9 protein-coding genes are annotated in these 10,860 nt (G+C 70.1%); 1 reads left to right on the top strand and 8 read right to left on the bottom strand.

Annotated elements, in window-relative coordinates; genetic code table 11:
- Nucleotides 1-60: 60 nt before the first annotated feature.
- Nucleotides 61-936, bottom strand: a complete 876-nt coding sequence (locus ASC93_RS29335; RefSeq protein ID WP_056451261.1) for an aldo/keto reductase family oxidoreductase — start codon at nt 934-936, stop codon at nt 61-63.
- A 113-nt stretch (nt 937-1,049) separates the two neighbouring features.
- Between ASC93_RS29335 and ASC93_RS29330 the strand changes: the two genes are divergently transcribed.
- On the top strand, nt 1,050-1,946 hold the full coding sequence (locus ASC93_RS29330) for a LysR family transcriptional regulator (protein ID WP_056451258.1): 897 nt from the start codon (nt 1,050-1,052) through the stop codon (nt 1,944-1,946).
- Here the strand turns inward: ASC93_RS29330 and ASC93_RS29325 are convergent.
- From ASC93_RS29325 to ASC93_RS29295, 7 genes are all read right to left on the bottom strand, one after another.
- Complete coding sequence (locus ASC93_RS29325; RefSeq protein WP_056451256.1) at nt 1,943-2,419, bottom strand: YbhB/YbcL family Raf kinase inhibitor-like protein; 477 nt, start codon at nt 2,417-2,419, stop codon at nt 1,943-1,945. The two genes, ASC93_RS29330 and ASC93_RS29325, sit on opposite strands and share 4 nt — an antisense overlap.
- Before the next feature lie 354 nt (nt 2,420-2,773).
- Complete coding sequence (locus tag ASC93_RS29320; RefSeq protein WP_056451254.1) at nt 2,774-3,244, bottom strand: DUF6328 family protein; 471 nt, start codon at nt 3,242-3,244, stop codon at nt 2,774-2,776.
- Nucleotides 3,245-3,307: 63 nt separating this feature from the next.
- Nucleotides 3,308-4,459 (bottom strand): VWA domain-containing protein, encoded by a 1,152-nt coding sequence (locus tag ASC93_RS29315; protein ID WP_056451251.1) that lies wholly within the window; start codon nt 4,457-4,459, stop codon nt 3,308-3,310.
- Entirely contained in the window at nt 4,449-6,683 is a 2,235-nt protein-coding gene (locus ASC93_RS29310; protein ID WP_056451248.1) for a DUF5682 family protein, read from the bottom strand. Before ASC93_RS29310 ends, ASC93_RS29315 begins: the two co-directional genes overlap by 11 nt.
- Nucleotides 6,684-6,690: 7 nt before the next feature.
- Entirely contained in the window at nt 6,691-7,782 is a 1,092-nt protein-coding gene (locus ASC93_RS29305; protein ID WP_056451245.1) for an AAA family ATPase, read from the bottom strand.
- The gene (locus ASC93_RS29300) at nt 7,779-9,356 is read right to left on the bottom strand and encodes a DUF5691 domain-containing protein (RefSeq protein WP_056451242.1); all 1,578 of its coding nucleotides are present in this window, start codon (nt 9,354-9,356) and stop codon (nt 7,779-7,781) included. Before ASC93_RS29300 ends, ASC93_RS29305 begins: the two co-directional genes overlap by 4 nt.
- 10 nt (nt 9,357-9,366) lie before the next feature.
- Nucleotides 9,367-10,707, bottom strand: coding sequence for an SWIM zinc finger family protein (locus ASC93_RS29295; RefSeq protein WP_056451239.1), 1,341 nt, complete (start codon nt 10,705-10,707; stop codon nt 9,367-9,369).
- Nucleotides 10,708-10,860 lie beyond the last annotated feature (153 nt).

The following is a 10,860-nucleotide window of genomic DNA, read 5'->3' as shown; positions in this document are numbered from 1 at the left end:
TCGTCAGGCTAGTTATATGCAGAAGCCCGCTCAGTTGATACTGAGCGGGCTTTTTGCTTTCTACCTCCCCGTATCGGCAACGCCTTCGAGTTTTACCAGCACGTCCTCCGTCAACACGAGGTCCGCCGCTGCCACGTTCTCGCGCAAATGGGCGGTCGACGACGTGCCCGGAATCAGCAGAATGTTCGGCGCCCGCCGCAGCAGCCACGCGATCGCGACCTGCATCGGTGTCGCATCCAGCCCGGCCGCGACGGCCGACAGGGCATCCGACTGCAGGGGCGAAAAACCGCCCAGCGGAAAGAAGGGCACATAAGGAATGCCATCGCGCGCGAGCGCATCGATCAAGGCGTCGTCGCCGCGGTGGACGAGGTTATACATGTTTTGCACGCATGCGATCGGCACGATGCGCCGTGCGTCCTCGACCTGTCGCATCGTCACGTTGCTCAGGCCGACATGCCGGATCAGCCCTTCTTCCCTCAGCTCCGCCAACGCCGTTACCTGCGCCTCGAGCGATCCTTCCGCCGGGCCGTGCACATCCAGCATGCTGCGAAAATTCACCACATCGAGCACGTCCAGGCCGAGATTGCGCAGGTTGTCGTGCACGGCCTGCCGCAATTCTTGCGCCGTGATGGCCGGCAGCCAGTTGCCCTGGCCGTCGCGCCGCGCGCCGACCTTCGTAACGATGACGAGGTCGTCGGCATACGGATGCAGCGCTTCCCGGATCAACTGGTTGGTGACATGCGGCCCATAGAAATCGGACGTGTCGATGTGATTGACGCCGAGCGCCACGGCCTCGCGCAGGACGGCGCGGGCCGCGTCGGGGTCCCGGGGCGGTCCGAAGACGCCGGGACCTGCCAGCTGCATGGCGCCATAGCCGAGGCGCCGGACGGTGCGATCGCCGAGCTGATACGTGCCGGCACGATCGATACTGGACATGTGATTCTCCTTTGATGAACAGTGAACAGTGCATCCAAGATAAGTCCGGCACGATCGCAAGACAATCCGGTATAGTCTGCATGGGCTGTACGTCAAAACGGACAATGAAAACCATGAAAGTCGATCTCGGCGACCTCTCCGCCTTCGTCGCCGTCGCGCGCGCCGGCGGTTTCCGCGATGCTGCCCGGGCCACGAGCGGCAGCGCATCCGGCCTGAGCGATGCGGTGCGCCGGCTCGAAGCGAAGCTCGGCGTCCGCCTGCTCAACCGCACCACGCGCAGCGTCGTCCCGACGGAAGCGGGCCGCAGCCTGCTCGCGCGTCTCGATCCCGTGCTCAACGAAGTCGAGAGCGCGCTGGACGTCGTCAACGGTTTTCGCGACACGCCCACCGGCACCTTGCGCCTGAACGTCCCGGTAAGTGCCGCTCGGCTCGTGCTGCCGGATATCGTGCCGCGCTTCCTTGCTGCCTATCCCGAAATCCGCCTGGAAGTGATCGCCGAAGAGAGCTTCGTCGACGTGCTCGCGGCCGGCTGCGATGCCGGCATCCGCTACGAGGAAAGGCTCGAGCAGGACATGATCGCCGTGCCGATCGGCCCGCGCGTGCAACGCATGGCGGCGGCCGCGGCCCCGGACTATCTCGCACGGCGCGGCCGCCCGCAGCATCCGCGCGACCTGCTCGACCACACGTGCATGCGCGCCCGCTTCGCCAGCGGGACAGTGATCCGCTGGGAGTTCGAACGCGACGGCGACAAGGTGGTGATCGACCCGTCCGGACCATTGCTCGTCCAGGTGGGCGGCGCCATCGATCTCAAAGTGGACGCCGCCGTCGCCGGCATGGGCGTCGTCTACCTGTTCGAGGACTGGCTGCGCCCGTACATCGACCGCGGCCTGCTCGAGCCCGTGCTGGAGCCATGGTGGCCGCGCTTTTCCGGCCCGTATCTCTACTATCCGGGACGGCGCCTCGTCCCGGCCCCGCTGCGCGCGTTCGTCGATTTCATCCGCGCAGCCTAGTGTCCGCGCTGGTAGGTGCCGATCAGTTCCGCCTGCGCCTTCACGTGCCCCTGCATCGCCTGTTCCACCTGGGCCTTGGTCGGATGGCCCAGGTCGGGCAGCACGGTGTCGAGCGCGTACAGCTTGTGGACGTAGCGATGCCGTCCCACCGGGGGACAGGGGCCGCCGTAGTGCGTCTTCTTGAAGTCGTTCTGGCCGGTCCGCGTACCCTGCGGCAGCTCGGCGTCGCGTACCCCGGCGGGCAGGTGGTTCGCCTGCGGCGGGAGGTTGTAGAGAACCCAGTGCACCCAGGTCATTTTGGGCGCGGCGGGATCCGGCGCGTCGGGGTCGTCCACGATGAGGACGAGGCTGCGGGTGTCGGGCGGGGCACCGGACCACGACAGCGCGGGCGACGTGTTCGCGCCGTCGCAGGTGTGAATGGCCGGGATGGGGCCGCCGGGCGTGAAGTCGGCCGAGGTCAGGATCAGGCTCATGCTTGCCTCCTTTGCGTATGACTGCCTGCACGCTTCGACACCGGCAAACGACCGGGGTTGCATCGGCGGATCACCGACGCGGATGACACCCGCCGCCACTTCCAGCCGCCGCAGCGGACGCCGCGGACGCGCGGGCAAACAAGCCCGCGGTCGACGCGTCGCCGCCGCATGAACGGCTGGGCAAACACTCGCCACCGTCTGTGCTCCCCCCGATATCGGAACTTGAAGGTAGGCCAGTGTCGCCCAGTTCGTAAAATCCTTGCCCACGATGCCGTAGACACAAGGGTATTATCCGGCTGCAAGCGCTCTCATCTGTTCGGCGCCTCACACAACGCGGCCGTGGCAATGTCGGCGTCAGGATTGCGGCTCGCCGACCTGGATCGGATCGCGGCGTGGAATCAGATACCAGAGTCCCACAAACAGGAGCAGGGAAGCAACCGCGGCGGCGATGCTGAGCGACAGCATGTCGGTTGCAAGCGACACGACCGTCAACATGTCGAGCGACAGGCCGAGCGCCAGCGGCATCAGCGCACCCCGGATGGCCCGGCGCGACACCTTCACCATGAGCGACGTCGCATAGCCGTGCTGGGCGCGGTAATACACGGCCGGCGTCATCAACAGGGCCATCGCGATCACCATCAGCGCGAGGCCGACCATGTGGCAGGCCTGCGCGTACAGCGCGAGGTCGTTGAAGCGTTCGTTGAACACGGCGATCGTCTGGAAACCGAACACCGCCTGCAGGCCGGGCAGAATGCAGCGCGCTTCTTCGATGATGTCGCGCATTGTTCGATGATTCTTTTCTTGCTGGGAAGCTTGATCGTCCATGGGATGACAGTAGCGCCAAACACGGCTGAGTTCAACCGCGCGCACGATTGAAGCGGCGCGCCGTCAGGCGTGCACGATGCCGGCCCGCGACGCCCATTGTTCCAGGCTGTGCCGCTGGATCGCGGCCGCCATCAGGTCGGGAAACAGGTCGGGCGTGCACGCGAAGCAGGGGATGCCCAGCGCGGCCAGCTTCGCCGCGTTGTTGCGGTCGTACGAAGGCGCGCCACCGTCGTCCAGCGCGAGCAGGGCGATCACCTGCGCGCCGCTGCCGACGAGGCTCGCCGCACGCCGGAGCATCTCGGCGTTGTTGCCGCCCTCGTACAGGTCGCTGATCAGGACGAAGATCGTGTCCTGCGGCCGCGTGATCAGGCCCTGGCAATAGGCGAGCGCGCGGTTGATGTCGGTGCCGCCGCCCAGCTGCGTGCCGAACAGGACCTCGACCGGATCGTGCAGCAGCGGCGTCAGGTCGACGACGGCGGTGTCGAACACGACCACCGACGTCGTCACCGCCTTGATGCTGGCGAGGACGGCCGCGAACACGCTCGCATACACGACCGACGGCGCCATCGATCCGCTCTGGTCCACGCACAGCACGATGTCGCGCAGCGAGCGTCCGCGCCGGCCGAAACCGATGCGCGTGTGCGGGATGATGGTCTGGTAGGCCGGCTGGTAGTGCCGCAGGTTGGCGCGGATCGTGCGCAGCCAGTCGATGTCCTGGTGGCGCGGGCGCAGGTTACGCGCGGCGCGATTCAGGCTGCCGGCGACGGCCTGGCGCATCGGCGCGGCGAGCTTCTTTTCCAGGTCCTCGACGACCTTCGCGACGACGGCGCGGGCGGTCGCGCGCGTCTTGTTCGGCAGGATGCGGTTCAGGCTCAATAACGTGGCGACGAGGTGCACGTCCGGCTCGACGGCCGCCAGCATCTCCGGCTCGCACAGCATCTGCTGCAGGCCCAGGCGGTCGAACGCATCCTTCTGCATCACCTGCACGACGCTGGACGGAAAGTACTGGCGGATGTCGCCCAGCCAGCGCGCCACGCGCGGCGCCGATCCGCCCAGGCTGCCGCCGCGCGTGTCGGGACCGGCACCGTACAGCGCGTCCAGCGCGGCGTCGACGGCGGCGTCTCCGGCGCCCAGCGTCAGCGCTTCGCCGGCATCCTGGCCCAGCACGAGGCGCCAGCGCCGCGCCGCTTCCGTGTTGCGGTCTTCATTCGACATGGACCGGCTCCTTTGCCGGCAAGGCGGCGAACAGGGTGTGCAGGATGGGAAGCACGCGCCGCGCGCGCACCGGATCGACGGCCGCCGCGGCCGCGCCGACAGCAGGCGGGCAGCCCGCCTGCGCCGCGCGCTCGCCCAGTGCGCGCCGCTCGGGAGAGCTGAACGTGGCGACCGTGCGGCGCAGCAGCGGCAGCAGCTCCGTAAAAACGTGGTCCGGTTGCGCGAGCAGCCAGCCGTTCACGATGCTCCACAACGCATCGCTGTGCGCGAGCAGCGCGCCGCTGCCCTGCAAAAACCCCTCCAGCCAGTGCGCCGTGACGAGCGGCGGGACCGCCGGCGAGCAGCGCAGGGCCAGCTGGCGCGCGGCGCGCTCGCCATCCCAGCGGCCCTGTTCGGCGAGGATGCGGCTCGCGCGTCCCGCCAGCAGCGGATTCGACAGATCGCTCGTCGCTCCCGCTTCCAGCGCGTCGAACCACGCCGCCGCATGCGTCTCGTTCTGCAGCAGGCGCACGGCCTGGTCGGCGGCGATGATCTGGCCGAGCAGGCCGGCGGCCGCATCGTCCGCGACGCCGCGCAGGCCGTACGGCAGCGCGATGCAGGCGCGCGCCACGAGGCCGTCGACGACGCTGGACAGCGCCTGCGTATCGACCGCGCGCGCGCTGCCGTAGCGCAGCACGTTGACGAGCGCCGGCAGCGCCGCGAGCAGCAGGCCGAGGTCGGGCGTCAGCGTGCCCACTTCCTGGATGCGCGCCATCAGCGGAGCGACGGCCGCGCGCAGGTCGGCCAGTAAAATCGCCTCCATCAGGCGCGTGAGTTCGGGCAGCAGTTGCGCCTGCGCCGCGCGGTCGGCGGCCAGCGCCGTCGCCGCGGCTTCCAGCGTGCCGCCCCAACGGCTGGCGGCGATCAGGTCGACGGCGAATTCCGGCTCCCACGCGAGCTGCCACTGCTCGTGGAAGGTGCCGGTCCGGCCGCGCACGGTCTGCTGGCGGCCCCACGGGATGCCCAGCAGCGCGAGACGATGCAGCAGCACGCTTTTTTCCAGGTGCGCGCCCTGGCGCAGGTCGAGGTCGAGTTCCGTCATGTCTGCCCGCACCGGCATGCGCAGGTGCTTCTGCTGGGCGGCCACGTCCTGCGCGAGCGGCACGGCGGGAACGTAGTCGGGAACGGTCCCCAGTGCCTCGTCGACGAGCAGTGCGCGCCGGATCAGGCGCAGCGGCGCGTCGCTGTCGTAGCAGAACACGGCGCGCACGGCTTCCATCAATTCGTCCAGCCCCGCGCGCGGACGCTCGCGCAGCGCGGCCAGCGTGTCGGCCAGGCGCGCGGCCTCGATCACGTGGGCGGATGATGCGTCGAGATCGTGCCGGCGCAGCAGCGTCGCGACCTCGGTCAGCCAGTGCAGGCCGGCGCGGTCGCGGTGGCGCCACAGGTGGCGGTACCAGCCGGGCGCCGTCACGCCCGCGCCGTAGCCGCTGGCGAACGTGAGGCGGCCGTGCGTCCACGGCACCCACGTGGCCGCGACCTTTTCCTTCGCCAGTCCTTTTACGAGGTCGGCATCGCTTTTCGCGCTGGGCATCAGCGCCAGCGCCGGCACGTGCCACGCGCCGCACACGACGGCGACGCGCTCGTGGCCTTCCTTGACGGCCTGGCGGATCGCCGTGCGCATCCACGCTTCGCGCTTCGTATCCAGGTCGTCGGCGGGCGGCCCCGCTTCGTTGCGCAGCGCCGTCATCATCTCGGCGATGGCGGCGAACAGGCCGAGGCTGTCGCCGCGCTGTTCGACGAGGTGGTCCCACCACGTATCGGCGTCGCCGTAGCCGGCCGCGCGGGCGAGCCAGCGCAGCGGGTCCGCGTGCAGGTCCTCGTTCCGGTCGTCCTTCGCGTCGTCTGTCCGTTCGCACGCCGCGCGCAAGGCGAAGCGCTGGGCCTGCGGCAGGTCGCAGAAGCGGAATGCGACATCGTGCTCGGCGGCGTAGCACAGCGCCTGCCATTCCGGCGAAAACTCGGCGAACGGATAGAACACGGCACGCTGCGGCTCGGCCGGCGCGTACAGCAGCAGGGCCACCGGCGGCACCATGTCCGCACGGCCGGCAAAGCGCGCCAGCGCGTCCGCTTCCGGCGGGCCCTCGACGAGGATGCAGTCCGGCGCGAGCGCGCGCAATGCTTGCGCCAGGCTGCGCGCGCAACCGGGGCCGTGGTGGCGGATGCCGAACAGGTGGACGCTCATCGCCGCATCAGGCCATCACGTCGCGGCAGGCGCGGTATAAATCCTTCCAGCCGTCGCGCTCCTTGACGACGGTCTCGAGGTATTCGAGCATCGCCACGCGGTCCTGCAGCGGGTCCTTGACGATGGCGCCGACGATGCCGGCCGCGAGGTCGGCGCCGCGCAGCACGCCGTCGCCGAAGTGCGCGGCCAGCGACAGGCCGTGCGTGACGACGGAAATCGCCTCGGCCGTGCTCATGCTGGCGCTGGGGACCTTGAGCTTGGTCTTGCCGTCGCTCGTCACGCCGTCGCGCAGTTCGCGGAACACGGTGACGATGCGCCGGATCTCTTCCAGCGCCGGCGTCTCGGCCGGCAGTTCGAGCGCGCGGCCGATGCTGGCCACGCGCGACTCGACGATGCGCACTTCTTCGTCGGCCGTGCGCGGCGGCGGCAGCACGACGGTGTTGAAGCGGCGTTTGAGGGCGCTCGACAGCTCGTTGACGCCGCGGTCGCGGTCGTTCGCCGTGGCGACGATATTGAAACCCTTCTCGGCGAGCACCTCGTCGTCCAGTTCCGCGATCGGCAGCACCTTCTCGGACAGGATCGAGATCAGGCCGTCCTGCACCTCGCCCGGCATGCGCGTGAGTTCTTCGATGCGGGCGATGCGTCCGGTGCGCATGGCGCGCATCACGGGACTCGGGACGATGGCTTCCTGCGACGGCCCCTTGGCCAGCAGCTGCGCGTAATTCCAGCCGTAGCGCACCGCCTCCTCGCTGGTGCCGGCCGTGCCCTGCACGACGAGCGTGGAGTCGCCGCTGATCGCCGCTGCCAGGTGTTCGGACACCCAGGATTTCGCCGTGCCCGGCACGCCCAGCAGCAGCAGGGCGCGGTCGGTGGCGAGCGTGGCGACGGCGATCTCGATCACGCGCGGATTGCCGATGTATTTCGCGCTGATCGTCACGCCTTTGTCCAACTGACCGCCGAGCAGGTACATGGAGACGGCCCACGGCGACATCTTCCAGCGGGGCGGGCGCTGGCGCGTGTCGAATGCGATCAGCGCGTCCAGCTCTTCGGCGTACTGCTGCTCGGCGTGCTGGCGGAGGACGGAAGAGGTGGCGGTCATGCTGTCTCCTGGAATGAAAGAGTCATCTCGTGGCGCAGGCGCACGAGATCGAGGAATTCGTCGATGGCGCTTTGCCACTGGGCGTCCGGGTGCCGCGCGGGTTCGCACGCGGCGGCCGTGGCCGGGTCGAGCACGAGCGCGAGACTGGACAACAACTGGCGCACGAGCCACGGGTGACCCGTGTCGGCGAGCGCGGGCAGCGCCGACTGCAGGCGCCGCAGCGCGCGCCGGCTCAACGGCGCGGGCCACGTGACCGCTGAACCGGCGGCGAGGCGCGCCAGCAGCCGCACGCGGGCCCCGTCGGCGATCCAGCGGTCGGGCAGCGCGTCGAACAGGGCGCTGGAGGTGCCGTCCGCGTCTTGGGAAAAGCGGGCGGCGGCGAGGTCGAACAGGCCGTCGGGAACGGCCTCGCGCAGGGCCGGCTCGGCACCCAGCCACCACGCGGTCAGCTCGCGCAGCCAGGCCAGCGCGCCGGGCGAGGGATCGTCTTGCGCATGGCGCTGCACGGCCAGCGCCCAGCCGCGCACGAACACGGTGGCGAATTCGCCGTGCTCGGCGAGGGCGAGGCAGGCGCGCGGCCCGCGGTCGACATGCCGCGTCCAGACTTGCGGATCGACGGCGGCCAGCATGTCGACGACCCACCCGGCTTTTTCGCCCAGGCCGTGATGGGCACCGATGCCGATGCCGTCGCGCCGCATGGCCGCGTCGAGCGCTGCCGGCAGGGTCAGTTCGATGCGGGCGGCGCGCAGCAACGGGCGCTCGAACCGCAGCAGCGGCAGCAGGCGATCGAGCATGCGCTGCGCGAACCGCGATCCGGGCAGGCGTGCGAGCAGGCGTTGCGCCGCGGCGCGCACTTCCTTGCGGCGGTCGTCGAGCGCGGCGTCGAGGAACGCGTCGTCGTCCGGGCCCAGGCCATTGGCCAGCGCCGCCAGCAGGGCCGCGCGCTGTTCCGGCGGCTCGCTGCTCCACGCCGCGGCGAGGGCGGCGCGCGCCGCGGCCGGATCGCGCGCGCGCCAGGCGCGCAGTGCGGCGATGCGTTGTTCCGGCGTGCCGGTGTCCCACAGCGATGCGCCCGTATTCGCCTCGGCGGCAGCCCACGACCATGCCGGTTGCAGGCGCGCGAGCCAGCGTCCCCGTTCGCCCAGCACGGGCAGCAGCGCGGCACGCAGCGTGGGTTGGCGCGTGGCGGCATCGAGCAGCTTGGGCAGGATGTGTGCGGGCAAGCAGCCGCCATGGCGGCGCAGCAGGTGCAGCCACTCGGCTTCCAGGCCGGCCGGATGCAGGCCGCGCAGGAGCCCGGCCAGGACGGCCTGCGCACGGAGCGGGCAGGGACGCAGCGTGTCGGGCGCGGCGGCCGGCGCCGGCATCGGCGCAGGCTGGCCGGGCGCCACGAAGCCGCTGCGCTCCCACAGGTCGAGCGCGCCGAGCGACAGCCACAATGCCGCTTCGGGCGCCGCGGCGGTATCGCGGGGCAGCAGTGCATCGAGCGGCGCGGCCAGGGTGGCGGGCGCGCGGCCGGCTCTGGCCGTCCCGATTTTCAGGAGCTGCTGCAGCTGGCGGGCATCGTCGCTCATCGGTGCCTCGTCATGTCATGAAGTCGCTGTCGATGTTGTACAGGCGGCCCTCGTGCCAGACGCTCAGCGGCAGCAGCGTGCGGCCATCCCACTCGCCGCATACCGTGAGCGGATGGCCGCCGCTCAACGCCAGCAGGTGCAGCGGATGGCGAAACGTGGGATGCAGGGCGATGCGGCGACCCTGCGCATCGCGGACGGCGCCGTGGTCCGCGTGGTCCGGCACGAGGCCGCCCAGCAGCACGGGATGGCGCTCGAGGAACGGCTGGGCGGCGAGGGCGTCCGCATAGGTGCCCAGCAGGCCGTCAAGGTCGCAGGGTTCGACGCCGGTGGCGAGAGGCCGGGCGGCGTCCTGCCTGCGGATCTGGGCGCGCAGCGGGTAGGCGCTCGGATAGAAGCACAGGTCGCCGTCGAATTCGGTGCCGGGCGCGAGCTGCTGTTCGAAGCCGTGCGTGCCGACCGCGTACTGGAGATGCAGGGCCCAGCGCGCGTGGCCGGCGCCGTGGAGCCACGTCGCACGCACGCGCAGGCGCTCGTCGTCGAACGTGCACTGGGCCAGCACGCGCCAGCGGTCCGCGACGGGGCGTTGGCGCAGCACGTCGTCCTGGCCCATCGTCCAGCCGAGCAGCGCGCGCACGTCGGCCTGCAGCGCGGGCGCCAGCTGGTCGATGCGCTGCCACGCCTGGGTCAGCAGATAGAGCGACGCCAGTTCGTGCGCGACGAGGCACTCGGCATTGCGCAGGCCCGACTGGTACAACATGCTGCCGGCACGGCGCAAACGGCGCGCGAGTGGCGCCGCCTGGGCGTCGGCCATGCGCGCGGCGATCGCATCCCAGAAGCCCTGGCCGCGCGAGCGCACGGACGCGAGACCCTCGCGCGCCAGGTCGTGCAGCCACGTCTGCAGTTCCAGCAGGCCGGCGCCGACCTTGTCTTCGCGCTTTTCTTCGCGCTTGCGCGCCTGGGCCGCGGCCGCCATCGCGGCGTCAGGACCCGGTTCGGTCATCGGCGCGGCATTCTTTTCCTGGCGTACCTGCCGGCCCTGCAGCCAGTCGCGCACCCAGGCCGGCTGCTCGATCTGTCCGAACAGCGCGGGTTCGGCCGTGCGCAACAGATACAGGCCGAGGCCGTGCTTGCAGGGGAATTTGCGGCTGGGGCAGGTGCATTTGAAGGCGGGGCCGCCGAGGTCGATCTGGGTGCGATACGGTGCCTTGCCGCTGCCCTGGCATTCGCCCCACAGCGCGGCATCGCTCCCGCCGAGATTCGACCAGTTCCGCGGCGCCGCCAGCTGGCTGCCGGCCCTGGCCGAAGCGGGATCGGGTGCGAGAGCCAGGATCTGGTTGGCGTCGAGAGTCACCGGTGTCCTTCGGGCGAATTGATATGATTTCTAGCTCGGTCGGGATAATACTCGACGATTATTGCCTAAACGTCAACTGAAATGACCGATGAGGAAAAGTGGCGATCGCGCAACGGCTCTTGCGCGCGGGAGCGTCCGTTGTTATAGTGCGCA

Origin of the sequence: Massilia sp. Root335, from assembly GCF_001425685.1 — a bacterium.
In the GTDB taxonomy this organism is placed as follows: domain Bacteria; phylum Pseudomonadota; class Gammaproteobacteria; order Burkholderiales; family Burkholderiaceae_D; genus Telluria; species Telluria luteola.
Note: the sequence above shows the minus strand (reverse complement) of the source record. Positions and strands in the feature narration are given on the sequence as shown.

Coding starts and splice junctions, on each gene's coding strand:
- ASC93_RS29335 (WP_056451261.1), bottom strand. CDS start 936: ATGTCCAGTATCGATCGTGCCGGCACGTATCAGCTCGGCGATCGCACC.
- ASC93_RS29325 (WP_056451256.1), bottom strand. CDS start 2,419: ATGAGCCTGATCCTGACCTCGGCCGACTTCACGCCCGGCGGCCCCATC.
- ASC93_RS29315 (WP_056451251.1), bottom strand. CDS start 4,459: ATGTCGAATGAAGACCGCAACACGGAAGCGGCGCGGCGCTGGCGCCTC.
- ASC93_RS29300 (WP_056451242.1), bottom strand. CDS start 9,356: ATGAGCGACGATGCCCGCCAGCTGCAGCAGCTCCTGAAAATCGGGACG.
- ASC93_RS29305 (WP_056451245.1), bottom strand. CDS start 7,782: ATGACCGCCACCTCTTCCGTCCTCCGCCAGCACGCCGAGCAGCAGTAC.
- ASC93_RS29310 (WP_056451248.1), bottom strand. CDS start 6,683: ATGAGCGTCCACCTGTTCGGCATCCGCCACCACGGCCCCGGTTGCGCG.
- ASC93_RS29330 (WP_056451258.1), top strand. CDS start 1,050: ATGAAAGTCGATCTCGGCGACCTCTCCGCCTTCGTCGCCGTCGCGCGC.
- ASC93_RS29320 (WP_056451254.1), bottom strand. CDS start 3,244: ATGGACGATCAAGCTTCCCAGCAAGAAAAGAATCATCGAACAATGCGC.